Raw genomic sequence first — 23,767 nt, 5'->3', positions numbered from 1 at the left:
TTTATCTGAAACACGAGGTTGTGGATGCGAATACTACCTATCATTGCCATGGCGCTGCTGCTTAGCGGCTGCGGCAGCATTATTAGCCGGACGGTGCCCGGGCAGGGGCATGGCAATCAATATTACCCGGGCGTGCAGTGGGACGTTCGCGATTCAGGATGGCGCTATCTCACCATTCTGGACCTGCCGTTCTCGCTGGTTTTCGATACGCTGCTGCTGCCGCTGGACGCCAGCCACGGGCCCTATAACTGATTAACGCTCGTCCCACTCGTCGGCCGCCGTCTGTCCCTCTTCGGTGTCCAGCGAGGGCTCGAGCTGGAATTCACCTTCATCCCACTCATGGAGCGTATTTTCCTCCAGCCACTCCTGACGCAGCTCTATCTCATCATAATCCCCATCGAAGACGCTCTGCGCGGCTTCGCCGCTGAGCATCGGTAAGCATTCGCCTTGTTCCTCTTCGTCAGCAAAAAATTCGGCCTGCCAGGCGATATCGCCATCCTGCAGCACATACTTTTGAATATTGAGCTGCTCAACGTTAGCGCTCTCTTCATCGCTGTCAGGGTTGTTGGCGAGAAATTCTTCACGTGCTGCATCAATAGCTTCTTCGAGCGTAGCATAGAACATCGAATCCTTTGGCATAGCGAATCTCCTGAGAAGAATATGAATTGAACACGATTCAATCTATAGAAGGCGCCAGGCAAAGCGTCAAGGGGCTGAGCCCCTCTGGACGTTAATTTACTGAATGGCGGTCGGGCTGCGAGGCGTCCGCGGCTGGCCGGCGCAGGCTGAGGGTCGAATAGATCGCGTTAAACAACACCACTCCTGCGGTGACAAGGAAGACGGCGCGAAAGCCGTAGTTGGCGGAAACCGAGGCGCCGATCAGGGGGCCGGTGACGTTGCCAATATCACGAAATGACTGGTTATAGCTGAAGATCCGCCCGGAGATCTGGCTGGTGGAGTTATACACCAGCAGGGTTTGCACCGCCGGCAGCAGCGCGCCGTCCGCGGCGCCGAGCAGGAATCGCAGGATACCTAACTGCAGCGGGGTCTGGACGAACGACATCGGGATCAGCAACAGCACCGAGATAATCAGCGCCACGATGAGGATTTTTTCCGGTCCGATACGATCCCCCAGTTTGCCCAGACGAGGGGCGCTCATCAGGGCGGCAATGCCCGGCACCGAGGCGATCATCCCGCTGATAAAGGCGATATTGCTGACGTTACCCGCCAGATCGCGCACGTAAAGCGTCAGGATCGGCGCAATGGAGCCGGTGGCGACCTGGATGATCAGCGAGGTGACAAACAGGCTGAGCACCAGTTTCGGATTCTGCAGCGAGGAGAACACCGCCTTCGCGCTGAGCATCTCTTTTTTGGCGATCGGGACAAAATTTTCACGGATTAAAAACAGGGTAAACAGGAAGCAGATAAACAGCACCGCCGCGGTCATAAAGAAGACAGTACGCAGGCCCCAGTGGTCGGCCAGGAAGCCACCCGCCAGCGGGCCGAGCAGGGCGCCGCTTACCGCGCCAGTTGACAGCGTGCCCAGCGCCCAGCCGCTTTTATGGCGCGGGATCTGGGTGGCAATCAGGGCGTTGGCATTGGGAATAAAGCCCCCCAGCAGGCCGAGCAGCGCGCGCAGTAGCAGAAACTGCCAGATATTCTGCGCCATCCCCATCAGCATCATGACGATGGCCATCCCGAGGGCTGAACGCAGCAGCATGATTTTACGTCCCTTGCGGTCAGCAAGTCCGCCCCAGAACGGCGAGGCGATGGCGGAGAAGAGAAAAGTGATGCTAAAGACCAGCCCGGACCACATGTTGAGGGCGCTATGCCCGGTGACGCCGAGTTGTTCGACGTAGAGCGGCAGAAAGGGCATGACCAGGCTGAAGGCGGCGCCGGTTAAAAAGCAGCCAAGCCAGGTGACGGTCAGGTTTCGTTTCCAGTTAATGGGGGTATCAGCAGACGACATAGGGTTCCACTGGCCTGCGCGGCAGGTCAAATTAAGAGAAAATATGAGCCTGCTAATTATGCGCCTGGGAAATAAATGCCGCAATGGAGAAGAGCTTTTAAAGCTAAAGCAGAGCGTAAAGCCTGAGCGCTGGGGATTCCCGGCCGGGAGGCGCGCGGCCGGGAAAGAGGTTCAGTAGCGGGAGGGCATCCCCTCGGGGCGGGTTTTAAAGCGGCGATGGAGCCACATATATTGTTCCGGGGCCATCATAATGCACTGCTCTACGATCTTATTCATCCACGCAGCGGTGGTTTCCGCGTCGTCCAGCGGCGGGGAGCACTCTGGCGGCAGGATAATCAGTTCATAACCTTTACCGTCCGGTTTACGGCGTGGAACAAAGGGCACGATGCAGGCTTTGGACATTTTCGCCAGCATCCAGGTGCCGGAGGTGGTCGCCGCCTGGTCTACGGCAAACAGTGGGGCGAAGACGCTGGCGGTCGGGCCGTAATCATGATCTGGCGCGTACCACACCACGTCGCCTTTTTTCAGCGCGCGGATCATGCCTTTCAGATCCTTGCGGTCGATCATGTCCTTGTTGGAGCGCAGTCGGCCCCAGGTCTGCAGCCAGTCGATGACCGGGTTATCGTTGGGACGATAGACGCCAATCCCCGGCTCGTTCATACCGAACATCCGCGCGCCCATTTCCAGTGTCAGGAAATGAATGCCGATCAGCAGAATGCCGCGCTGCTGCGCCTGCACATCGCGAATATGCTCAAAGCCGATGGTGTCGGTCCAGCGGGCGATACGGCGAACCGGCCAGAACCAGGCCATACCGGTCTCCATCAGCCCCATACCCACCGATTCAAAGTTCATCACCACCATCCGGTGACGTTCCTGCTCGCTTTTCTCGGGGAAGCAGAGCTCAAGGTTGCGATAGGCGATCTTCGCCCGGCGCTTCATAAATCGCATGGCCAGCCGGCCGATGGCGTTCCCGAGGCGGTAGATCAGCGGGTAGGGCAGTTGGACAACCAGCCACAGCAGGCCGATACCCAGCCACAGCAGCCAATAGCGCGGATGCAGCAGCGCCGGAGAAAATTTAGGCAAATGAGTCATTTCATACCCGTATCAGTGAGCAACATCTTATATTATCGCATTTTTTTACCGGCCAGCCAAAGGCGGCGACAGCCACATCGTTTTGTTAAGTGGGGGGCGACCGGTGAGAAAAATGTAGCGTAAAATGTAGGGATGTAAATTAATAAGCTTTGCTATATCATGCCCGCCGTTTATTTCCTCATTTCTATGTCGAGCAGGTACACCATGCCAGTGTTACACAACCGCATTTCAAATGAGACGTTAAAGGCGCAAATGCTGGCTGAAACCGAGCCGCGCACGACGATCTCGTTCTATAAATATTTCACCATTGTCGATCCGCAAGCGACCCGCGATGCGCTGTGGGTTGCCTTAACCCAGTTGAAAGTCTTTGGCCGCATCTATCTGGCCCGGGAAGGGATCAACGCGCAAATCAGCGTGCCGGAAAGCAACGTTGAAGCCCTGCGTGAGTTTCTCAATGGCTTCGATCCGGCGCTGGCGGGGCTGCGTTTCAATATCGCTCTCGAGGACGACGGTAAATCGTTCTGGGTGCTACGTCTGAAAGTGCGCGACCGCATCGTTGCCGACGGCATTGACGATCCCTCTTTCGACGCCTCCAACGTCGGAGACTATCTCAAGGCGGCGGAGGTCAACGCGATGCTTGACGATCCGGATGCCGTGTTTATCGATATGCGCAACCACTATGAATATGAGGTGGGCCATTTCGAAAACGCGCTGGAGATCCCAGCGGATACCTTCCGCGACCAGTTGCCGAAAGCCGTTGAAATGATGCAGGACCATAAAGACAAGAAAATTGTCATGTATTGCACCGGCGGTATTCGCTGTGAAAAAGCCAGCGCCTGGATGAAGCATAACGGCTTCAATAAGGTCTGGCACATCGAGGGTGGCATCATTGAGTACGCCCGCCGCGCCCGTGAGCAGGGGCTGCCGGTGCGTTTCATTGGCAAAAATTTTGTCTTTGATGAACGGATGGGCGAGCGGATCTCCAATGACGTTATCGCCCACTGTCATCAGTGCGGCGCGCCGTGCGACACCCATACCAACTGCCTGAATGATGGCTGCCATCTGTTGTTTATCCAGTGCCCGAGCTGTGCCGAGAAGTTTGCCGGCTGCTGTAGCGAAGCCTGCATGGAAGAGCATAAGCTGCCGGAAGAGGAGCAGCGTCAGCTGCGCGCCGGGCGTGAAAACGGCAATAAAATCTTTAATAAATCCCGTGGCCGGCTGAACACCAAACTCGGGATCCTCGATCCTGAGCCGTCAGAAAAACCATAACCAGACAAGATCGAAGATCGCCAGCAGCAGCCAGAGCGCCAGGTAGATCATAAAGTGCTCGCGGACGTTATTGACCAGCAAATTAAACAGGCGACGCATAACCGCTCTCAATCACTAACGGCCTCGACAGAGGCCGTTTTTTTTGCCCGACGGCAAAAGTGCCGCATTCCATTACGCGTTAAAGCGCGCCAGCGAGAAGGGCGCCAGGTTGAAGCTCGAAGCTTCGCCCTGAGCAAACTGACTGGCAATTTCCCCCAGCACCGGGGCAAACTTAAAGCCGTGCCCGCTCAGACCGGTGATGAGCAGCGTGTCTGGTCTGCCGGGTAACGTATCGATAATAAAGTCTTCATCGACGGTATTATCGTAGGTACAGGAGGCGCCGTGCAGGCAGCCGCCGATCCCGGGCAGGACGTTACGCAAAAACGGAAACGATTCGGAGCCATCGCTGGCGACAGCGCCAAACGCCACTCGCTCCTGCGGCATGGAGATCGGCTGACCGCCGTTATGCTTGCCAATCTTCAGCTCGTTATCTTCCGCCGGGAAACCGTAGTATTGATCGCCGTTGGGCAACTCGCCGGTGAAGGCCGGGAAGTGATTCTTGCTGCTGTAACGGCCATCGGCCTGGTACCAGGCGAACACCTTGCGTACCGGCTGGATGGGAAGGTCCGGAAGCAGGCGGGTGACCCAGGTCCCGGCGCTGACCAGCAGCTTTTTACCATGATATTCACCGTCGATGGTATCGATGGTGACCCCATCTGCATGGTGATGAATAGCCGAGACCGGGCAGTTGAATAGCTGCGCGCAGCCCGCTTCCCGCGCCAGACGGATCCAGGTTTCCACGGCCAGTTCGCTGCGCAGTACGCCGGAAGCGGGTTCAAAAATCGCCCGATAGTCATCGGGGAGGCGTATCTCCGGCCAGCGCTGCATCACGGCCTGGGCATCCAGCTCTACCACCTCAAGCTGGAACGCACGGGCGCTGGCGGCAACGTTGGCGAGGAAAGGGGAGCTGGCGGGGCCGAGGTTTATGACGCCGGTGCGTTCAAACACGGCTTCGCCACTGATCTCGGCCAGTTCATCCCACAGCTGCTGGGCGCGCAGCACCAGCGGAACATATTTTTCACCTTCGCCATAGGCGTGACGGATAAGACGGCTGCTGCCGTGATGGCTGCCTTCCTGGTGAGGAGGCTGATGGGCATCGGTCATCAGAACATTGAGTCCGGCACGACGCGCATAATAGCCAGCGGCGGCGCCGACGGAGCCGCTGCCGATAATGATAAGATCGTATTGCATGGTGAGTTCCGGGTAATTGCCTTGTTAGCAGGGTAATTAACTCCCTGTGCTTATACAAGCCCGAAAATAATTCAGGCACCCGCAGGTGCCTGTTAAGCTTATTGTTAAGTCATTCCGCGTGCCGCGTTAATGTCTGCGGTACTCGTTTTCCTGGTATTCGCCAGATTCAATTTTCGCAATGCCTGCTTCCAGGATTGAAATAAACTGACGTGCGACGTCCGTCGTTAGCCATAGCGTCTGGCCTATCTCAGCATCATGACTGTTTTCTTGAGCGGGGTTCTGGTAGTGCAGGCGCAACATCAGCGCATCGTAGCTATCAACGGTGCTGATGTCCCATCCGACGAGGGGATGGGTCTGAATGACTTCATTATTTTTTTCCATCATAACCCCTTATTCATATGTTAAAAGACAACAATTCTCGAGGTTTAATGCATGTTTTTTGAAGCAAGTTAATTATATCAGGGATCAAGAATAAACTCGAGAAATTAAATGAAAGGCAGCATGATTTTCTTGTTTTGCCGCTTTTTTACTCAAGATAAGCGTGCAAAACGGCCATTTTAGTCGATATTAAGCAGAATAATCAGGAATATTCTGAACATGAGAAGAGGATAAAAAAGCCGGGGCGACCCGGCAAAGAAAAGCACAATGAGGGAGCAAACCAGAGTAACTGGATCCCGCCATGCTTCAGGAGAGGTCGTGGACAAACCAGTCGTCCGCGCTTTCCCAGGTTTCTTGCAGGATTTCGCTTATCCGGTCTTTGTCTTCTTTCAGGCCGCCGAACACCGAGAGCTGATTGCCCGTGGCGTAGCGGACGCTCACCTGGCTGTCGATGGCCGGGAACTGTTCGGCGATACGGCGAGAGAGTTCGTTATTCAGCGCTTCCAGCGCGCCGTTGGGTAAGGCGGTCGTTTTGGCGATAGAGACTTCAATGCGCATAATTGCCCCCTGTGTTTGATACTGGTTATTTATACAGTATCTGGTGAGCATTGACAACAGGGGGCCGCGTTTTTTATCGCTTCATGGTCCAGCGGACGGTTTCACCTGCCAGGAACGGCACCAGGGTGTCATTGGGCAACGCAATACTGTCGACGACGGTCGTCTCTTCACGCACCAGTTCAACATAGCTTTCATTGACCGGCAGACCGTAAAAGCGCGGGCCGTTCAGCGAGCAGAAGGCCTCAAAGTGCTGCAGAGCGTTCATTTCTTCAAACACGGTGGCGTAGCTGCCGAGGGCGGTCGGGGCGTTGAAGCAGCCGGCGCAGCCGCAGCTGGCTTCCTTACGATGGCGGGCGTGCGGCGCTGAGTCGGTGCCAAGGAAGACGCGGCTAAAGCCGCTGGCGACCAGTTCGCGCAGTGCCTGCTGATGAATATTGCGTTTGAGTACCGGCAGGCAGTATAAGTGAGGACGAATACCGCCGACCAGCATATGGTTACGGTTGAACATCAGATGCTGCGGGGTGATAGTGGCCGCCAGCAGTTCATTGCCGTCACGCACATACTCGGCGGCATCTTTGGTGGTGATATGCTCAAAGACCACCTTCAGGCCGGGCAGGCGCTGGCGCAGCGGCTCCATCACGGTTTCAATAAAGCGCGCTTCGCGGTCGAAAATATCAATCTCGGCGTGGGTGACTTCGCCATGTACCAGCAGCGGCATCCCCAGTTTTTCCATCCGCTCCAGCACCGGCATAATGGCGTCGGTGCTGGTGACGCCGTGGCTGGAGTTGGTGGTGGCATTGGCCGGGTAAAGCTTGGCGGCGGTGAACACGCCTTCGTTAAAGCCGCGCTCCAGCTCCGCCGGGTCGAGGGAGTCTGTCAGATAGCAGGTCATCAGCGGGGTAAAATCGTGCCCGGCCGGGACGGCGTCCATAATGCGCTGGCGATAGGCGATAGCCGCCGCGACGGTGGTGACAGGCGGCACCAGATTCGGCATCACGATCGCCCGGCCATAAAACTCACTGGTATAAGGCACGACGGTTTTCAGCATATCGTCATCACGCAGATGGATATGCCAGTCGTCTGGGCGGCGGATTTTCAATACCTGGGATTGTGCTGTCATGGAAGGCTCCGGCTAATAGGTTCAGTCATCAGGGCTGTTTTTTGCCGGGCACTAAGGATAAGCGTAAACGTTTTCCTTTGCACTCATTTCCGTAAAAAATTGAGGGCGCCGCGGCGCCCTGGAGATTAATTGGTAAAGGGGATGACAATCTCGCCCGGCTTCACCTCTATGCCTTTGGCGTATTTCTTCGCCAGCGCTTCACCGGTGCTGGCGTCCTCACGCAGGACATAGGCAGGCTGCTGGCTGAAGTAACTGCGCAGCGACTGATTCAGATAGGGGAGCAGGGCCTGAATGACCGACTGCAGTTTCTCGGGCGCCACTTTGGCATCCACCACCTCCATTTCCTGCAGGAAGATGGCGCCTTTCTCTCTGTCAAAGGTTGGCAGCGCTTTGAGCTTCAGATCGATCGTCGCTTTCTGCGTGCCGAACAGGGAGTTCAGGTCGACGTTAGCGATCCCGGTCAGCGTGACTTTGCCCGGCTCCTCGCGCCCGATGGCGCTGGTGAGGTTCTGCAGTTCGATATGGGCGTCGGCAACGCCTTTCAGACCAATATCTTTGGCAAAATGGTTTCGCTTCTGCAGGGCCTGGTTAATCTCCTGCTCGCTTACTGTGTATTGGGTCAGCTGATTACAGCCGCTCAGCAGGCCGCTGACAATCAGCGCGGCGGCGATCAAAATCTTTTTCATGGGGGTCCTCTGGCTCATATCTTCATTCATCCTGACACAAAGCATCATGACCTGTCAGCACCCTCGATACCAGCAGAATAGGCTGAAAGCAGGAGAAACCGCCGCCGCGCGCATCAGGTCCGCGGCTCCAGCATGCCGGAGGCAGAGCGTTTCGGACTAAACTGCCACCACAGCGCCAGGAAGGTGATAACCCCGATGGCCCCGAGCATCAGCCACGGCAGCTCGGGCTGACCCGCGGCCTTACCGGCATCGAACAGCCAGCCGCCGCCCGCATATCCCAGCGCGCCGCCAAAGGCGAGCCCCAGGCGGCTGAAGCCCATATAGCTGCCGCGCGCCCGGGCGTCCGCCAGCGAGGCGCCCAGCGTCTCCCGGGCGGGTTCGGCAATGATGGAGCCGATGTAAAACAGGCAGATCAGGGTAAACAGCTGTTGCAAACTGCTGGTCATGCCGATGGGGAGCATGGCCAGAGTCATCACCAGCAGACCGGCCATCAGCCGGTGCTCAAGGCGAAAACGTTTTTCGCTCCAGCGGGCAATGGGATAGAGCAGGGTCAGCGAAATGGTGGCTTCGATGGCGTACATCCACTTCACGGCGGCCGGCGAGCCGGCGATGTCATTCACCATGATCGGCAGCATCAGCATCACCTGCACCGCCAGCATGTAATAGCCCGTCAGCGTCAGGACATAGGTGACGAAGCGCTTGTCCCGCAGCACCCGGCCCAGCCCCTCGCGGATCGGCGTTTTCACCGTCGAGAGCTTCCATGCCGGCAGATACCAGGCGTTAAATGCCGCGCAGGCGATAAACAGCGCGGCGCCGGCGCTGCACACCAGGCGGAAATCATACTGCAGCAGCCAGCTGCCCAGCAGCGCGCCAATCACCGCGCCGGCGCTATCCTGCATCATCAGGATGGAGAAAAAGCGGCCGCGCTGATGCGGGCGCACCAGCTTAACCACCAGCGCCGCCCGCGGCGGATCGAACAGCGTGCCGCCGAGCCCGGAAAGTATGCACGAGAACCACAGCACCCACGGCTCATGGGCGACGGCCATCGCCGCGAAGCCGCCGGCGCGCATCAGCATACCGGTGACGATCATCGGTTTGGCGCCGAAGCGGTCGGCGATAGCGCCGCCAAAGATACCTAATCCCTGCTGCACCAACTGGCGCAGGCCGAGCGCGATGCCGACCATCAGCGCCGCCCAGCCCATCTGATCGACAAAGCGGATGGAAATCAGCGGGAAGACGACAAAAAAGCCCAACACGACCAGCATGTTATCGACTAACAGGAAATATTTACCCAGGCTCCTTGCCTGCGAGACGCGGGACATTTCCCCTCCAGGGAAAAATAGAGATAAGCGTGGATATTCTGCGGGCAATCTGCTGCTTTTCCCAGCGCCCTTGCGACAATATTTTTTTATCAAAATGCAAGTTCGATTGAGGCTATTCATCGAAAAGAGGAGATGGCGCAGAAAATGGTATGTTGCTGTTTTCACACCGTCGCGCAGGACAGGTATAGTGAAGGCAGCAAGAATGAAGTCAGGGGGACTGAAAAGGAAATGTTTGGCTATCGCAGTAACGTGCCGAAGGTGCGTTTGACGACGGACCGGCTGGTGGTGCGCCTGGTTCACGATCGTGACGCCTGGCGTCTGGCCGATTATTACGCCGAGAATAAGGCGTTCTTAAAACCCTGGGAGCCGGTTCGTGACGACAGCCACTGCTATCCTTCCGGATGGCAGGCGCGTCTGTCGATGATCGCCGAGTTTCATAAACAGGGGTCTGCTTTTTATTTCGCGCTGCTCGATCCGGAGGAAAAGGAGATCGTCGGCGTGGCGAACTTTTCCAACGTGGTGCGTGGATCATTCCATGCCTGCTATCTCGGCTACTCTATTGGCGAGAAGTGGCAGGGGCAGGGGCTGATGTTTGAAGCGCTGACGTCGGCGATTCGCTATATGCAGCGTACGCAGCATATTCATCGCATTATGGCCAACTATATGCCGCATAATCAGCGCAGCGGCGCGCTGCTGGCGCGGTTGGGGTTTGAAAAAGAGGGTTACGCCAAAGATTACCTGCTGATCGACGGGCAGTGGCGTGACCATGTATTGACGGCGCTAACGACGCCGGACTGGTCAGCGGGACGTTAAGGAGAGAGGATGAAATATCAGTTAACCGCGCATGAAGCGCGCGTCATTGGCTGTCTGCTGGAAAAGCAGGTCACCACGCCCGAGCAGTATCCGCTGTCGGTGAACGCCGTCGTGACCGCCTGCAATCAGAAAACCAACCGCGAGCCGGTGATGTCGCTGAGCGAAGGCGAGGTCCAGACGCTGCTGGATACCCTGGTGAAACGCCACTATCTGCGCACGGTCAGCGGATTCGGCAATCGGGTAACCAAGTATGAGCAGCGCTTTTGCAACTCCGAATTTGGCGATCTGAAGCTCAGCGCCGGCGAGGTGGCGGTGGTGACGACGCTGCTGCTGCGCGGCGCCCAGACGCCGGGTGAATTACGCAGTCGGGCGCAGCGGATGCATGAGTTCAGCGACATGGCGGAAGTGGAAAGCGTGCTGGAAGGGCTGGCGACCCGCGAAGATGGTCCCTTCGTCGCCCGTCTGCCCCGGGAGCCGGGAAAACGGGAAAGCCGCTATATGCATCTGTTTTGCGACGAGATGGATACGCTGATCACGACGGTGGAAGCACTCGCGCCGCTGGAAGAGGATGACGATCTGCGAGCCAGGGTTGAAGCGCTGGAAGGCGAGGTGGCGGAGCTGAAAGCGCGCCTCGATTCGCTGTTACACCATCTGGGGGACTAAAACGTGGGGACAAGATTGCGCATCGGAATGGTTGGCTTAGGCGGCATTGCGCAGAAAGCGTGGCTGCCGGTGCTGGGGGCGGCGGAAAGCTGGACGCTGCAGGCGGCCTGGTCGCCGGGAAAAGAGAAGGCGCTGCGGGTCTGCGAAACCTGGCGGATCCCCTACGCTGAATCACTGGATGCTCTGGCGGCGCAGTGCGATGCGGTTTTTGTCCATACGTCGACGGCTTCACATTATGAAGTGGTGAAACATTTGCTGAATGCCGGGGTTCATGTTTGCGTGGACAAACCGCTGGCGGACAAGCTGAGTGAGGCGGAGATGCTGGTCGAGCTGGCGGCGCGGCGGCGTCTGACGCTGATGGTCGGTTTCAATCGCCGCTTCGCACCGCTCTACCGGGAGCTGAAGGGACGGCTGGGCGAGGCGGCCTCGCTGCGGATGGATAAGCACCGCAGCGATAGCGTGGGCAACGATCTGCGCTTTACCCTGCTTGATGACTATCTACACGTGGTGGATACCGCGCTATGGCTGGCCGACGGTCAGGCGCGTCTGCGCGGTGGCGCGCTACAGATCACTCCGCAGGGCGAGATGCTCTATGCCGAACACCAGTTCAGTTCGCCCCGGCTGCAGGTCACCACCAGCATGCACCGCCGCGCAGGCAGCCAGCGCGAGTGGGTGCAGGCGGTGACGGATGGCGGGCTATATGCCGTCAGCGAGATGCGCGAATGGCAGGAAGAGTGCGGTCACGGCGTGGTCCAGCGCCCGGTCGCCGGCTGGCAAACCACCCTGGAGCAGCGCGGCTTTGTCGGCTGCGCGCGCCATTTTATCGAATGCGTGCAAAATCAGACCGTTCCTGAAACTTCAGGCGAACAGGCGCTGCTGGCTCAGCGGGTGGTCGACAAACTCTGGCGCGACGCCATCAGCGAATAATCCGTTGTAACAACTGACAGTAGTAATTCATGTTGAACCCGGTAGACTATCGCCACTTTCCAGCGCCCGCATTTGCGGGCGTTTTACTCCAGGGTTTGGAATAACAGCGTAATGAACCTTTTAAAATCACTGGCGGCCGTCAGTTCGATGACCATGTTTTCGCGCGTGCTGGGCTTTGCCCGCGATGCGATTGTGGCGCGCATTTTTGGCGCCGGGATGGCGACCGACGCCTTTTTCGTCGCCTTCAAACTGCCTAATCTGCTGCGGCGTATTTTTGCCGAAGGCGCCTTCTCGCAGGCGTTTGTGCCGATCCTTGCCGAATATAAAAGCAAGCAGGGCGAAGATGCCACCCGGGTGTTTGTCTCGTATGTCTCCGGATTGCTGACCCTGGCCCTGGCGATCGTCACCGTTATCGGGATGCTGGCGGCGCCGTGGGTGATCACCATCACCGCCCCCGGGTTTGCTGATACCGCCGATAAATTTGCGCTGACCACCCAATTGCTGCGCATTACCTTCCCCTATATTTTGCTGATCTCCCTGGCCTCGCTGGTGGGGGCGATCCTCAATACCTGGAACCGCTTCTCGGTGCCGGCCTTTGCGCCGACGTTCCTTAACGTCAGCATGATTGGCTTTGCGCTGTTTGCCGCGCCGTACTTCCATCCGCCGGTGCTGGCGCTGGCCTGGGCTGTCACGGTCGGCGGCGTGCTGCAGCTGGCCTACCAGCTGCCGCACCTGAAGAAGATTGGCATGCTGGTCCTGCCGCGCATCAATCTGAAAAATGCCGGCGCGATGCGGGTGGTGAAGCAGATGGGCCCGGCGATCCTCGGCGTGTCGGTAAGCCAGATCTCCCTTATCATCAATACCATCTTCGCTTCGTTTCTCGTGTCGGGATCGGTGTCGTGGATGTACTATGCTGACCGCCTGATGGAGTTTCCGTCCGGTGTTCTGGGGGTGGCGCTCGGCACTATCCTGCTGCCCTCGCTGTCAAAAAGTTTCGCCAGCGGTAATCATGACGAGTATTGCCGGCTGATGGACTGGGGGCTGCGTCTCTGCTTCCTGCTGGCGCTGCCGAGCGCGGTAGCGCTGGGGATCCTCGCTAAACCGCTGACCGTGGCCCTGTTCCAGTACGGCAAATTTAGCGCCTTTGATGCGGCGATGACCCAGCGCGCGCTGGTGGCTTATTCCGTGGGGCTCATGGGGCTTATCGTGGTGAAGGTGCTGGCGCCGGGTTTCTATTCCCGTCAGGACATCAAGACCCCGGTCAAGATTGCCATTGTCACCCTGATTATGACCCAGGTGATGAACCTGGCGTTTATCGGCCCGCTGAAGCATGCGGGTCTGTCGCTGTCCATCGGCCTGGCGGCCTGCCTGAACGCTGCGCTGCTTTACTGGCAGTTGCGTAAACAGAAAATTTTCACCCCCCAACCGGGCTGGCTGGCCTTCCTGCTGCGTCTGATTGCTGCGGTGCTGGTCATGGCCGCGGCGCTGCTGGGCGTCATGCATCTCATGCCGGAGTGGTCGCTGGGGACGATGCCGTTCCGTCTGATGCGTCTGCTGGTGGTGGTGATCGCCGGAGTGGTGGCTTATTTCGCCACGCTGCTGCTGCTGGGCTTCCGCGTGAAAGAGTTTGCCCGTCGTACAGCGTAAGCGCTTGAATGGGAATTGATGAACCCGCTTCGCCTCAGGCGAAGCGGGTTTTTTTTATGATGCGCGGCGTTCGGCTGCAACGATACGGGCATTCTCCAGCAAGCGGATCGCCAGGGCGATCGCCCCGCTGACCACCGCCAGGGTAACCACCCCGTTCCAGCCGGCCAGTACGTAAAGCTTGCTGCCCAGCACCGACCCCAGCGACATCCCAATGAAGACCACGGTAAACAGCAGAGCGTTCAGGCGGCCGCGGGCCTGTGGCTCAAGGCCATACACCAGGTTCTGATGCGCCACCAGGCTTGACTGCAGGCCAAGGTCGAAGCCAATCGCCGACAGGGCAATCAGCGCCAGCTGTCCATGCAGTGGCAGCAGCGGCAGTATAAACATCAGGGCGAAGGAGACGGTGACCAGCGCCGCCCCCATTTGCGTCACTTTACCGGCGCCAAATTTATCGGCCAGTCCGCCGGCCAGCGGCGCGGCCAGCGCCCCGGCGGCCCCGGCGATACCAAAGCCGCCCGCTACCGCGCTGCCCATGTGATAGTGTTCGGAGAGCATCACCGCCAGCGTCGACCAGAAGGCGCTGAAGGCGACAGAGAGCGCCCCCTGAGCCAGCGCAGCGCGGCGTAGCGCCGGGTAACGCTGCCAGAGATGCGCCATCGAGGCCATCAGCTGCGGATAGCTCAGCGTCGAGTGAATGGCGAAGCGCGGCAGCACCCGCCACATCACCAGGCCAATCAGCGCCACGCTGACCGCCGCCGCCTGATACATCACCCGCCAGCCGAACACTGCGCCCACCACGCCGCTGACCGTCCGGGAAAGCAGGATCCCCAGCAGCAGCCCGGTCATCACCGTGCCCACCATTTTTCCCTGCTTGCCCGCCGGGGCGAGGATCGCCGCCGCCGGGACGATATCCTGCGCCATGGTCGCCGCCATACCGATCAGCAGACTAACCACCAGCAGTGAGCTGAGCTGGCCGGTGAGGCTGCACAGCAGCAGCAGGAGTGCCAGCAGCGCGCTTTTCACCAGGGTCAGCCGACGGCGATCGTGGCGGTCGCCGAGCGGAAGCAGGAACAGAATGCCGAGCGCATAACCCGCCTGCGTCAGGGTAGGGACCAGACCCATACCTTCTACCGTCAGGTGGAGATTGGCGCCCATCAACGGCAGCAGCGGCTGCGCGTAGTAGATAGAGGCGACGCTAAAGCCAGCGCCGAGCGCGAGAATGAAGATAATCCAGCCTGCGTCGCGGGCGGAAAGAGAAGTCGGTGTCATGATCAGTGCCTCGTGTATGCGATGGGGCTATTTTTCCCTGAACGCGGCTGGCGCGGTAGCCGGGCTGGTGGTAAAACGGTTATACGTAGCACGTATAGGCAAAAGAAGAATGAAAAGACAGGAGCGTATAGACCGCATTGAGCTAATGCGCACTTATATCCGCATTGTGGAGACCGGATCGCTCTCCGCCGCGGCGGGGCAGATGGATACCACTCAGGCGACCGTCAGCCGCCGCCTGCAGTCCCTTGAAGGGCTGCTGGGGGTCAAGCTGATCCTGCGTACCACCCATGCGATGAAGCTCACTGACGATGGCGAACGCTGCTACCGTCACGCTCGCCAGCTGGTGGATGCCTGGCTGGCGCTGGAAGATGACCTGCGTATTGCCGACGATCGGCCGGTAGGGGTGCTGCGGGTGAGGGCACCGCACGCTTTTGGCCAGCAGCAGCTGCTGGGGCCGCTGGTCGCCTTTCTCCAGCGTCATCCGCAGCTGTCGGTGGAGTGGATGCTGAATGATAATACTGTCGACTTTCTCAGCGATAATATCGACTGCGCCATCCGCGTGGGGGCGGAGGTGGATCCGGCCACGGTCTCCGTGCTGCTGGCGGAAGTGCCGCGCTGCGTGGTGGCCTCTCCTGAACTGCTGGCGAAGTACCCGCCGTTAACCTCGCTGGAGGCATTATCCGGCCTGCCGTGGATCGCCATTAACACCTTTTATCAGCATGAGGTACGGCTCCGACATCAGGTAAGCGGGCAGATCGTCTCCACGGCGATTACCCCCTGTCTGAGCACCGACAGCCTGTACGTCGCGCGCAATACCGCGCTGGCGGGTCTGGGGGTGGCGATGGTGTCCAGCTGGACGGTGGCGGAGGATCTTGCCGCCGGAAGGTTGACAGAGCTGTTCCCGCAGTGGCGTCCCGCCTCGCTGCCGGTCCATCTGGTCTATCCCTGGGCGCGCTATTATCCGACGCGGCTGCGTAAGTTCCTCGACCTGATGCGGGAGATCATGCCGGACCTCGCCGGCATGCAGCCTCCGCAAAGCGCATAAAAAAAACCGGCCAGGAGGCCGGTTTTTTTTATTTAGCACGCTTACTCGACGGGCTGTGGGCGGGTCGGTTCAGCGGTGGCTTTATGGGTCGCGCTATGACCGCCGGCGGCGCCTTTACCTTCAAAGGCGAATGGCGGCCGCACCCAGGTGCTGTGGCGCGGTGCTTCCGGGACATAGTCCGGCGCTGGCGCACGGGTCATTGGCGCGGTGGCATGGCGATGACTCGCCACCACTACCGGCTTGCTCACCGGTGGCTCGGCTTTGACCGGCTCGACAGGCGCTGCTTCGACAACCGGTGCTTCAACCGCGGTTTCCGCCGCCGGGGCGATGGTTTCCACTGGCGCTTCAACGACAGGCGCCGTTTCCACCACTTCAGGTTCTACCACCACCGGCTCGGCGTCGATCGTCACTGGCGCGATAGCCTGAGGCGCTTCGACAGCCGGCGCTTCGGTGACCAGCTCCTGCGGCGCAGGCTCGACGGCTGCTGGCGCGACAACTTCCGCAGCATCAACGACCACCGGCTCGGCGGCCGCGACCGGCTCGACGACCACAGGCTCAGCGGTAACCGGCTCCATGGTTGCCGGCTCGACTGTGACCGGCGCAGCGGTAACGGTTTCAACGACGGCAACCGGGGCCGCGACGGCCGCGACAGTTTCCACGACGTTGTCGTCCTGAACCTGAACCTCTTCCGGCTGCTGGTCCTGCGGACGAACCACCGGGTAGCGGATCCAGACTTTACCGGAAGCCATCTCCGGCGATGCGCAGGCCACGGTCAGCGGCATTGGCGACTGGGTCGGATAGCGTTCGTCACGATAGCGACGACGACGCTGACCGCTGACGCGCAGGTGACGCGGGGAACGACGTGAACGACGCGGCATACCGTTCGCTTCACGGGATTCGCCATTTTCGTCCTGGTCCGCCACGCTCTCCACGACTGCTGGCAGCTCGGCTTTCACCGGCTCGCTGCGCGGAGCGATAACTTCCGCCACTACGGCTTCTGGCACGATCTCGGCAACCTGCTCAACGACAGCGGACTCGACGCGTACTTTCTGTGCCAGCTGGCGCGGTTTACGACGCGGCAGGGTCTGCACACGCTCTTCCTGCTCCGTCTCCTGCACTACCGGCTCTTCGCGTGTCTGCGCTTTGGCTTCCTGCTGCGCCTGACGTTTGTCGTCATTGCGGCGGCGGGTGCGTTCGCGGCGCGGCTGCTGCTCGTCACGAGATTTCGCTTTTTCCGCGTCGTCACCTGAGGTCTGGCGAACATCACGGGCTTCCACGTTCTGCGACGGCTTCTCGCGACGGTTGCGACGGTTCTCTTCACGCGATTCGCGCGGTTCACGGCCTTCGTTATTCTCGGCACGCGCGTCGCGGTTATCACGGTTGTCGCGGTTATCACGATTGTCGCGATTGTCGCGATTGTCACGACGGTCGTTGCGATCGCGGCGGTTGTTGGCGCGCGGTTTACGGCGCTCCTGCTGACGCTCTGGTTTTTCTTCCGCTTTTTTCTCGACCTGAACTTCAGCCGGTTTGGCCTCTTCGGCGCCAGAGAAGATATTCTTCAGCGCGCTGAAGAAGCGCGAGAGCAGGCCAGGCTGCGCCGGTGCGGCGGCCGCGACCGGGGTCGCTGCGGCGACAGGCGCGGCGGCTGGCTCTTCGAGCATCGGGGCCGGCGGCGCGTCAGGCATGACAAAAGCGGCGAGGGCCGGTTGTTCCGGACGTTTCCGTTCTGCCGGCTCATCGTCGCCCGGCAGCGCCATCTCTTCTTCATGCAGCTTCGGCAGCAGGTAGCTCAGCGTTGAAGTCTCTTCACCTTTGCGCACGCGCAGGACGGAGTAGTGCGGCGTCTGCATTTCGTCGTTTGGCACGATGATCACGCGCACATCGCCCTGACGAGATTCGATAGCGCTCACCGCGGCACGTTTTTCGTTCAGCAGATAGGAGGCGATCGGTACCGGAACGATGGCATGAACTTCTTTGGTGTTCTCTTTCAGCGCTTCTTCTTCAATCAGACGCAGAATAGAGAGCGACAGCGATTCGTTATCACGCACGGTGCCGGTGCCGGAGCAGCGCGGGCAGACGTGGTGGCTGGATTCGCCCAGCGACGGACTCAGGCGCTGGCGGGACATCTCCAGCAGGCCGAAGCGCGAGATATGGCTGATCTGAATGCGCGCCCGGTCCTGACGGACGGCTTCGCGCAGACGGTTCTCCACGGCGCGCTGGTGGCGAACCGGAGTCATATCGATAAAGTCGATAACGATCAGGCCGCCGAGGTCGCGCAGACGCAGCTGGCGGGCAATCTCGTCAGCCGCTTCGAGGTTGGTGTTGAACGCCGTCTCTTCGATATCGCCGCCGCGGGTAGCGCGGGCGGAGTTGATATCGATAGCGGTCAGCGCTTCAGTGCTGTCGATGACGATAGAACCACCGGACGGCAGACGGACTTCACGCTGGAAGGCGGATTCAATCTGGGATTCGATCTGGTAATGGCTGAACAGCGGGATTTCACCGGTGTACAGTTTGATTTTGCTGCTGAAATCCGGACGACCCAGCGCGGCGATATGCTGGCGCGCCAGCTCAAGCACTTTCGGGTTATCGATCAGGATTTCGCCGATATCCTGGCGCAGGTAGTCACGGAAGGCGCGGACAATGACGTTGCTTTCCTGGTGGATCAGGAACGGCGCCGGACGGCTTTCCGCGGCTTTCTGAATCGCTTCCCAGTGTTTCAGACGGAAGCTCAGGTCCCACTGCAGGGCTTCGGCGGATTTGCCGACGCCAGCGGTGCGAACGATAAGGCCCATGCCGTCCGGAAGCTCCAGGCTCGCCAGCGCTTCTTTCAGTTCGGTACGGTCGTCGCCCTCGATACGGCGGGAAATTCCCCCCGCGCGCGGGTTGTTCGGCATCAGTACCAGATAGCTGCCCGCCAGGCTGATAAAGGTGGTGAGCGCAGCGCCTTTGTTGCCGCGTTCTTCTTTATCAATCTGCACGATAACTTCCTGACCTTCACGCAGTACGTCTTTGATATTAGGACGACCATGCGCATTGTAGTTGGCGGGGAAGTATTCGCGGGCGATTTCTTTGAGGGGGAGGAAACCATGACGCTCGGCGCCGTAATCAACAAACGCGGCTTCAAGGCTGGGTTCAATGCGGGTGATTTTGCCTTTGTAGATGTTCGCTTTTTTCTGTTCGTGCCCGGGGCTTTCGATATCCAGGTCGTACAGGCGCTGCCCATCAACAAGGGCGACGCGCAACTCTTCCTGCTGAGTTGCGTTGATTAACATTCTTTTCATCGTAACTTACTCATTATTCTTACATTGACGACTAAGCTGCGGGCAGAGTAATGCCTTTCCGGGGGAAAACCGATGGCCTCGTGTCTGGTTCACGTCGCCAACCTCACGGTTGTCGCGCGCTTAAGAGGCGCAGAGTGTCGGTCGCCTGTGTTTCAAACGGAAACACAGCGCAATTATTCAGGGGAACAGCCTGGGATGTATCACCAGAGAATATTCCATTTATACTCGTCGTCTTTCGCGTTGCAGGCATGATGGCTTAACCTGCTCACCTCGATCGGCTGATCCAGATGAGCTCCCGGGAGTCCCGGAGTTGACGCCTTCCTGCGACTTGAAATCCATAGAGCCTGTACCGGTAAGGACTGCAACCCGCAGCCCGCTAACTGTCTGAAAGATCACAACGTCTTACGCCATTGCTGCGTGGGCGATCGGTCAGACAAAATTGGTCATTCCGCTAATGTCTTGTTCTAACAAGATGCAATACGGAAAACGGTCTCATTATTCCATTGCTAACCTTGTTATAGCAAGTTGACTTTCACCTTTTATCACCCGGTTACTCACAGTTTTATCACCTGCCCATACAGATTGTTCTAATAACAAACAATATGGCGGTCAGGCAAACCGTGAAAACAGGATAATGATAAATATAAGCATATAAAAATGAGTGGCGCTAATGCGTCCGGCTATTTAGAATCGCGCACCATGAAAACTGAGACCCCAACCGTAAAAATGGTTGCCATTGCTGCTGATGAAGCGGGGCAACGTATCGACAACTTTTTGCGTACGCAATTGAAAGGCGTACCGAAGAGCATGATTTATCGCATCCTGCGTAAAGGCGAGGTGCGGGTGAATAAAAAACGCGTGAAGCCGGAGTATAAGCTGGAAGCGGGCGATGAAGTCCGTATCCCGCCGGTGCGCGTGGCGGAGCGTGAAGAAGAGGCGGTATCGCCGCATCTACAGAAAGTCGCGGCGCTCTCTGAGGTGATCCTCTATGAAGACGATCATATTCTGGTCCTCAATAAGCCTTCCGGCACTGCGGTACATGGCGGCAGCGGCCTGAGCTTCGGGGTGATTGAAGGGTTGCGCGCCCTGCGCCCGGAGGCGCGCTTCCTTGAGCTGGTGCATCGACTCGACCGCGATACTTCAGGCGTGCTGCTGGTGGCGAAAAAGCGCTCGGCGCTGCGTTCGCTGCACGAGCAGCTGCGCGATAAAGGCATGCAGAAAGACTATCTGGCGCTGGTGCGCGGCCAGTGGCAGTCGCATACCAAAGTAGTGCAGGCCCCGCTATTGAAGAACATTCTGCAGAGCGGGGAGCGAATTGTCCGCGTGAGTCAGGAAGGCAAGCCGTCAGAGACGCGCTTTAAAGTGGAAGAGCGTTATGAATTCGCCACGCTGGTGCGCTGCAGTCCGGTCACCGGGCGCACCCATCAGATTCGCGTTCATACCCAGTATGCCGGCCATCCTATCGCCTTTGACGACCGCTATGGCGACCGCGAATTTGATAAGCAACTCTCAGGTACCGGCTTAAACCGCCTGTTCCTCCACGCTGCTGCGCTGAAGTTTACCCACCCGGGGAGCGGGGAGGTGATGCGCGTTGAGGCGCCGCTGGATAACCAGCTGAAGCACTGTTTACAGGTGCTACGGAAGAGCAAATAAGCGCAACGGCGGAATCAGTTCCGCCGTTTTTTTTGCCTTAGCCTAACAGCGGGTTGTCGTTTTCGCGGCGCAGCATCTGACACAGCGCGATTAAGGGTAACCCGACCAGCGTATTCGGGTCGCGGCCTTCCAGCCGTTCGAACAGCGTAATGCCTAACCCCTCGCTCTTGAAACTCCCGGCGCACTGCAGCGGGTTCTCTTTGCGCACATAGCCTTCGATCTCTTTATCGCTGAGATGGCGGAAGTGGACGTCAAAGGGCTCGCATTCGGTTTGCAGATGACCGCTGGCGGAGTTATACAGCGCCAGGCCGGTATAAAAGGTGACGATTGACCCGCTGGCCTTTCTCAACTGCCTGCGGGCATTTTCCTCGGTGTGCGGTTTACCGGTGATCTCACCGTCCAGTACGCAAACCTGATCGGAGCCTATAATAAGGTGATTGGGGTAGCGCGAGGCCAGGCTCTGCGCTTTGGCCTGCGCCAGCCGGGTGACAAGCTGACGCGCGGATTCTTCAGGACGGGGCGTTTCGTCGACGTCAGGCGCCGCGCATTCAAACGGTAATCCCAGTTTTTCCAGCAGCATGCGCCGCCAGGGAGAGGTTGACGCCAGGATAAGTTCAGACATATTTTTTCATCCACATATAGCGCTTCGCAGAGCATCATCTTAAACTATGCGCCGCAATGTGTGCGAATAAATGGCAAAAGGCAACCTGAGGCTGCCTTTTTCTTTGACTCTATGACATTACAAAGTTAATATGCGCGCCCTATGCAAAAGGTAAAATTACCCCTGACTCTTGATCCGGTACGCACGGCTCAAAAACGCCTTGATTACGAAGGCATCTATGCCCGCGATCAGGTTGAACGTGTAGCCGATTCTGTAGTCAGCGTGGACAGCGATGTGGAATGCAGCATGTCGTTCGCTATCGATAACCAGCGTCTCGCCGTCATTACAGGCGATGCGAAGGTAACGGTAACCCTCGAATGCCAGCGTTGCGGGAAACCGTTCTCCCATCACGTCCACACCACGTATTGTTTTAGCCCCGTCAGAAATGACGAACAGGCCGAAGCACTACCGGAAGCGTATGAGCCGATTGAGGTTAACGAATTCGGTGAAATCGACCTGCAGGCAATGGTCGAGGATGAAATTATCCTCTCCCTGCCCGTAGTTCCGGTGCATGATTCTGAACACTGTGAAGTGTCCGACGCGGACATGGTCTTTGGCGAACTGCCTGAAGAGGCACAAAAACCAAACCCATTTGCCGTATTAGCCAGCTTAAAGCGTAAGTAATTGAGGAGTAAGGTCCATGGCCGTACAACAGAATAAACCAACCCGTTCCAAACGTGGCATGCGTCGTTCCCATGACGCGCTGACCGCAGTCACCAGCCTGTCTGTAGACAAAACTTCTGGTGAGAAACACCTGCGTCACCACATCACTGCCGACGGTTTCTACCGCGGTCGCAAGGTTATCGCTAAGTAATCACGCGATACTCGCAGGATTTCCCGTTGCAGGCCATGGCGGGCGTGTGCGTACCTGGACACTCGGTTAACCCGGTAACCAGAAGCGTCAATGCCCGGATTGTTGCGTCTGCAGCGTGAAAATTCGCGGGTGCCAGCGTGATGAAGCTTAGTGAGGACTCCCCGGGCAACTGGGGAATCACCGAACCGGGCAGCGACGATACCTTGACACGTCTAACCCTGGCGTTAGATGTCATGGGGGGCGATTTCGGCCCATCCGTGACAGTGCCTGCAGCACTGCAGGCACTGAACTCTAATTCGCAACTCACACTTCTTTTAGTCGGCGATCCCGACGCCATCACGCCATTACTCGCCAAAGCTGACTTCGAACAACGTTCGCGTCTGCAGATTATTCCTGCGCAGTCAGTTATTGCCAGTGATGCGCGACCCGCACAGGCTATCCGCAGCAGTCGCGGAAGCTCAATGCGCGTGGCGCTGGAGCTTGTGAAAGAAGGGCGGGCGGAAGCCTGCGTTAGCGCCGGCAACACCGGCGCGCTGATGGGCCTGGCGAAACTGCTGCTCAAACCGATTGAAGGTATTGAGCGGCCGGCGCTGGTGACGGTTTTGCCGCACCAGCAGAAGGGCAAAACCGTGGTGCTGGATCTCGGCGCCAACGTCGACTGCGACAGCACGATGCTGGTGCAGTTCGCGGTGATGGGCGCGGTACTGGCGGAAGAGGTGGTCGGCATTGCCAATCCACGCGTCGCCTTGCTGAACATCGGCGAAGAAGAGATGAAAGGCCTCAGCAGCATCCGCGATGCTGCCGCAGTGCTCAAAACGCTGCCTTCCCTCAACTACATCGGCTATCTTGAAGCCAATGAACTGTTGACCGGAAAAACCGATGTGCTGGTTTGTGACGGATTCACGGGCAACGTCACATTAAAAACCATGGAAGGTGTTGTCAGAATGTTCCTTTCACTGCTGAAATCTCAGGGAGAGGGCAAAAAACGGTCGTGGTGGCTGCTGTTACTAAAACGTTGGTTACAAAAAAGCCTGGCGAGGCGATTCAGTCACCTCAACCCCGACCAGTATAATGGCGCCTGTCTGTTAGGATTGCGCGGTTCCGTGATCAAGAGTCATGGTGCTGCCAATCAGCGCGCCTTTAGCGTCGCGATAGAGCAGGCAGTGCAGGCGGTGCAGCGGCAAATTCCTCAACGGATCGCCGCGCGCCTGGAATCTTTATACCCAGCTGGTTTCGAGCTGCCGGAAAGCGACAGTGACGTGAACGCCCGACAGCAAAGCGGGACGAATGGACACCACTGACGCCGC

General features: G+C 58.4%; 24 protein-coding genes. 11 read left to right on the top strand and 13 right to left on the bottom strand.

Annotated elements, in window-relative coordinates; genetic code table 11:
- The first annotated feature begins 24 nt into the window (after nt 1-24).
- A complete protein-coding gene (locus tag LGM20_RS16150) occupies nt 25-252 on the top strand; it encodes a YceK/YidQ family lipoprotein (RefSeq protein ID WP_004204534.1) in 228 nt (75 codons plus the stop codon).
- On the opposite strand, the gene LGM20_RS16145 is transcribed toward LGM20_RS16150, so the two are convergent.
- The 3 genes from LGM20_RS16145 to LGM20_RS16135 form a co-directional block, all read right to left on the bottom strand.
- Complete coding sequence (locus tag LGM20_RS16145; RefSeq protein ID WP_002898981.1) at nt 253-639, bottom strand: MysB family protein; 387 nt, start codon at nt 637-639, stop codon at nt 253-255.
- A 91-nt stretch (nt 640-730) separates the two neighbouring features.
- Nucleotides 731-1,969 (bottom strand): multidrug efflux MFS transporter MdtG, encoded by a 1,239-nt coding sequence (gene mdtG / locus LGM20_RS16140; protein ID WP_044522063.1) that lies wholly within the window; start codon nt 1,967-1,969, stop codon nt 731-733.
- A gap of 171 nt (nt 1,970-2,140) precedes the next feature.
- Nucleotides 2,141-3,061 (bottom strand): Kdo(2)-lipid IV(A) acyltransferase, encoded by a 921-nt coding sequence (locus LGM20_RS16135; RefSeq protein WP_044522065.1) that lies wholly within the window; start codon nt 3,059-3,061, stop codon nt 2,141-2,143.
- Nucleotides 3,062-3,265: 204 nt separating this feature from the next.
- Here LGM20_RS16135 and trhO point away from each other — a divergent pair, with 204 nt between their 5' ends.
- Entirely contained in the window at nt 3,266-4,330 is a 1,065-nt protein-coding gene (gene trhO / locus LGM20_RS16130; RefSeq protein WP_023289122.1) for an oxygen-dependent tRNA uridine(34) hydroxylase TrhO, read from the top strand.
- On the opposite strand, the gene LGM20_RS16125 is transcribed toward trhO, so the two are convergent.
- The 7 genes from LGM20_RS16125 to mdtH form a co-directional block, all read right to left on the bottom strand.
- Entirely contained in the window at nt 4,316-4,429 is a 114-nt protein-coding gene (locus LGM20_RS16125) for a YceO family protein (RefSeq protein ID WP_044522066.1), read from the bottom strand. The two genes, trhO and LGM20_RS16125, sit on opposite strands and share 15 nt — an antisense overlap.
- 72 nt (nt 4,430-4,501) lie before the next feature.
- Nucleotides 4,502-5,620 carry an N-methyl-L-tryptophan oxidase gene (gene solA, locus LGM20_RS16120; protein WP_044522067.1) on the bottom strand — a complete coding sequence of 373 codons (1,119 nt, stop codon included), beginning with the start codon at nt 5,618-5,620 and terminating at the stop codon, nt 4,502-4,504.
- Nucleotides 5,621-5,746: 126 nt separating this feature from the next.
- Nucleotides 5,747-6,001, bottom strand: a complete 255-nt coding sequence (gene bssS, locus LGM20_RS16115; RefSeq protein ID WP_023289124.1) for a biofilm formation regulator BssS — start codon at nt 5,999-6,001, stop codon at nt 5,747-5,749.
- Nucleotides 6,002-6,304: 303 nt separating this feature from the next.
- Nucleotides 6,305-6,556 carry a DNA damage-inducible protein I gene (gene dinI, locus LGM20_RS16110; RefSeq protein ID WP_023289125.1) on the bottom strand — a complete coding sequence of 84 codons (252 nt, stop codon included), beginning with the start codon at nt 6,554-6,556 and terminating at the stop codon, nt 6,305-6,307.
- A gap of 73 nt (nt 6,557-6,629) precedes the next feature.
- A complete protein-coding gene (gene pyrC, locus LGM20_RS16105; protein WP_023289126.1) occupies nt 6,630-7,676 on the bottom strand; it encodes a dihydroorotase in 1,047 nt (348 codons plus the stop codon).
- A gap of 125 nt (nt 7,677-7,801) precedes the next feature.
- On the bottom strand, nt 7,802-8,362 hold the full coding sequence (locus LGM20_RS16100; protein WP_004204546.1) for a lipoprotein: 561 nt from the start codon (nt 8,360-8,362) through the stop codon (nt 7,802-7,804).
- 113 nt (nt 8,363-8,475) lie between these two features.
- Nucleotides 8,476-9,684: a multidrug efflux MFS transporter MdtH gene (gene mdtH / locus LGM20_RS16095; protein ID WP_023289127.1), complete on the bottom strand. Its 1,209-nt coding sequence runs from the start codon at nt 9,682-9,684 to the stop codon at nt 8,476-8,478.
- Between the two features lie 228 nt (nt 9,685-9,912).
- Between mdtH and rimJ the strand changes: the two genes are divergently transcribed.
- The 4 genes from rimJ to murJ all read left to right on the top strand — a co-directional run bounded on the left by rimJ (nt 9,913) and on the right by murJ (nt 13,734).
- On the top strand, nt 9,913-10,497 hold the full coding sequence (gene rimJ, locus LGM20_RS16090) for a ribosomal protein S5-alanine N-acetyltransferase (protein ID WP_017900738.1): 585 nt from the start codon (nt 9,913-9,915) through the stop codon (nt 10,495-10,497).
- A gap of 9 nt (nt 10,498-10,506) precedes the next feature.
- A complete protein-coding gene (locus tag LGM20_RS16085) occupies nt 10,507-11,160 on the top strand; it encodes a YceH family protein (protein ID WP_023289129.1) in 654 nt (217 codons plus the stop codon).
- A 15-nt stretch (nt 11,161-11,175) separates the two neighbouring features.
- On the top strand, nt 11,176-12,087 hold the full coding sequence (locus tag LGM20_RS16080; RefSeq protein ID WP_072422056.1) for a Gfo/Idh/MocA family protein: 912 nt from the start codon (nt 11,176-11,178) through the stop codon (nt 12,085-12,087).
- Between the two features lie 111 nt (nt 12,088-12,198).
- Nucleotides 12,199-13,734, top strand: coding sequence for a murein biosynthesis integral membrane protein MurJ (gene murJ / locus LGM20_RS16075; RefSeq protein ID WP_044522073.1), 1,536 nt, complete (start codon nt 12,199-12,201; stop codon nt 13,732-13,734).
- A 54-nt stretch (nt 13,735-13,788) separates the two neighbouring features.
- On the opposite strand, the gene LGM20_RS16070 is transcribed toward murJ, so the two are convergent.
- Entirely contained in the window at nt 13,789-15,003 is a 1,215-nt protein-coding gene (locus LGM20_RS16070) for an MFS transporter (RefSeq protein WP_044522075.1), read from the bottom strand.
- A 16-nt stretch (nt 15,004-15,019) separates the two neighbouring features.
- On the opposite strand from LGM20_RS16070, the gene LGM20_RS16065 reads away from it, so the two are divergent.
- On the top strand, nt 15,020-16,048 hold the full coding sequence (locus LGM20_RS16065) for a LysR family transcriptional regulator (protein WP_072096710.1): 1,029 nt from the start codon (nt 15,020-15,022) through the stop codon (nt 16,046-16,048).
- Between the two features lie 41 nt (nt 16,049-16,089).
- On the opposite strand, the gene rne is transcribed toward LGM20_RS16065, so the two are convergent.
- Nucleotides 16,090-19,332 carry a ribonuclease E gene (gene rne, locus LGM20_RS16060; protein ID WP_044522077.1) on the bottom strand — a complete coding sequence of 1,081 codons (3,243 nt, stop codon included), beginning with the start codon at nt 19,330-19,332 and terminating at the stop codon, nt 16,090-16,092.
- Between the two features lie 699 nt (nt 19,333-20,031).
- Between rne and rluC the strand changes: the two genes are divergently transcribed.
- Complete coding sequence (rluC, locus tag LGM20_RS16055; RefSeq protein WP_012542245.1) at nt 20,032-20,985, top strand: 23S rRNA pseudouridine(955/2504/2580) synthase RluC; 954 nt, start codon at nt 20,032-20,034, stop codon at nt 20,983-20,985.
- A gap of 37 nt (nt 20,986-21,022) precedes the next feature.
- Here rluC and LGM20_RS16050 read toward each other — a convergent pair whose 3' ends face one another.
- A complete protein-coding gene (locus LGM20_RS16050) occupies nt 21,023-21,607 on the bottom strand; it encodes a Maf family protein (protein ID WP_023289135.1) in 585 nt (194 codons plus the stop codon).
- A gap of 141 nt (nt 21,608-21,748) precedes the next feature.
- Here LGM20_RS16050 and yceD point away from each other — a divergent pair, with 141 nt between their 5' ends.
- From yceD to plsX, 3 genes are all read left to right on the top strand, one after another.
- A complete protein-coding gene (gene yceD, locus LGM20_RS16045; protein ID WP_017900733.1) occupies nt 21,749-22,270 on the top strand; it encodes a 23S rRNA accumulation protein YceD in 522 nt (173 codons plus the stop codon).
- A gap of 16 nt (nt 22,271-22,286) precedes the next feature.
- Complete coding sequence (rpmF, locus tag LGM20_RS16040; protein WP_000290724.1) at nt 22,287-22,460, top strand: 50S ribosomal protein L32; 174 nt, start codon at nt 22,287-22,289, stop codon at nt 22,458-22,460.
- A gap of 203 nt (nt 22,461-22,663) precedes the next feature.
- Nucleotides 22,664-23,761, top strand: a complete 1,098-nt coding sequence (gene plsX / locus LGM20_RS16035) for a phosphate acyltransferase PlsX (protein WP_201785712.1) — start codon at nt 22,664-22,666, stop codon at nt 23,759-23,761.
- Nucleotides 23,762-23,767: the final 6 nt, after the last annotated feature.

Origin of the sequence: Klebsiella quasipneumoniae subsp. quasipneumoniae, assembly GCF_020525925.1 — a bacterium.
GTDB classification, from domain to species: Bacteria; Pseudomonadota; Gammaproteobacteria; order Enterobacterales; family Enterobacteriaceae; genus Klebsiella; species Klebsiella quasipneumoniae.
Note: the sequence above shows the minus strand (reverse complement) of the source record. Positions and strands in the feature narration are given on the sequence as shown.

Excerpts from the sequence above, each read along its gene's own strand:
- LGM20_RS16150 (WP_004204534.1), top strand. The coding sequence starts at position 25 with ATGCGAATACTACCTATCATTGCCATGGCGCTGCTGCTTAGCGGCTGC.
- LGM20_RS16145 (WP_002898981.1), bottom strand. The coding sequence starts at position 639 with ATGCCAAAGGATTCGATGTTCTATGCTACGCTCGAAGAAGCTATTGAT.
- mdtG (WP_044522063.1), bottom strand. The coding sequence starts at position 1,969 with ATGTCGTCTGCTGATACCCCCATTAACTGGAAACGAAACCTGACCGTC.
- LGM20_RS16135 (WP_044522065.1), bottom strand. The coding sequence starts at position 3,061 with ATGACTCATTTGCCTAAATTTTCTCCGGCGCTGCTGCATCCGCGCTAT.
- trhO (WP_023289122.1), top strand. The coding sequence starts at position 3,266 with ATGCCAGTGTTACACAACCGCATTTCAAATGAGACGTTAAAGGCGCAA.
- LGM20_RS16125 (WP_044522066.1), bottom strand. The coding sequence starts at position 4,429 with ATGCGTCGCCTGTTTAATTTGCTGGTCAATAACGTCCGCGAGCACTTT.
- solA (WP_044522067.1), bottom strand. The coding sequence starts at position 5,620 with ATGCAATACGATCTTATCATTATCGGCAGCGGCTCCGTCGGCGCCGCC.
- bssS (WP_023289124.1), bottom strand. The coding sequence starts at position 6,001 with ATGGAAAAAAATAATGAAGTCATTCAGACCCATCCCCTCGTCGGATGG.
- dinI (WP_023289125.1), bottom strand. The coding sequence starts at position 6,556 with ATGCGCATTGAAGTCTCTATCGCCAAAACGACCGCCTTACCCAACGGC.
- pyrC (WP_023289126.1), bottom strand. The coding sequence starts at position 7,676 with ATGACAGCACAATCCCAGGTATTGAAAATCCGCCGCCCAGACGACTGG.
- LGM20_RS16100 (WP_004204546.1), bottom strand. The coding sequence starts at position 8,362 with ATGAAAAAGATTTTGATCGCCGCCGCGCTGATTGTCAGCGGCCTGCTG.
- mdtH (WP_023289127.1), bottom strand. The coding sequence starts at position 9,684 with ATGTCCCGCGTCTCGCAGGCAAGGAGCCTGGGTAAATATTTCCTGTTA.
- rimJ (WP_017900738.1), top strand. The coding sequence starts at position 9,913 with ATGTTTGGCTATCGCAGTAACGTGCCGAAGGTGCGTTTGACGACGGAC.
- LGM20_RS16085 (WP_023289129.1), top strand. The coding sequence starts at position 10,507 with ATGAAATATCAGTTAACCGCGCATGAAGCGCGCGTCATTGGCTGTCTG.
- murJ (WP_044522073.1), top strand. The coding sequence starts at position 12,199 with ATGAACCTTTTAAAATCACTGGCGGCCGTCAGTTCGATGACCATGTTT.
- LGM20_RS16070 (WP_044522075.1), bottom strand. The coding sequence starts at position 15,003 with ATGACACCGACTTCTCTTTCCGCCCGCGACGCAGGCTGGATTATCTTC.
- LGM20_RS16065 (WP_072096710.1), top strand. The coding sequence starts at position 15,020 with ATGCGATGGGGCTATTTTTCCCTGAACGCGGCTGGCGCGGTAGCCGGG.
- rne (WP_044522077.1), bottom strand. The coding sequence starts at position 19,332 with ATGAAAAGAATGTTAATCAACGCAACTCAGCAGGAAGAGTTGCGCGTC.
- rluC (WP_012542245.1), top strand. The coding sequence starts at position 20,032 with ATGAAAACTGAGACCCCAACCGTAAAAATGGTTGCCATTGCTGCTGAT.
- LGM20_RS16050 (WP_023289135.1), bottom strand. The coding sequence starts at position 21,607 with ATGTCTGAACTTATCCTGGCGTCAACCTCTCCCTGGCGGCGCATGCTG.
- yceD (WP_017900733.1), top strand. The coding sequence starts at position 21,749 with ATGCAAAAGGTAAAATTACCCCTGACTCTTGATCCGGTACGCACGGCT.
- rpmF (WP_000290724.1), top strand. The coding sequence starts at position 22,287 with ATGGCCGTACAACAGAATAAACCAACCCGTTCCAAACGTGGCATGCGT.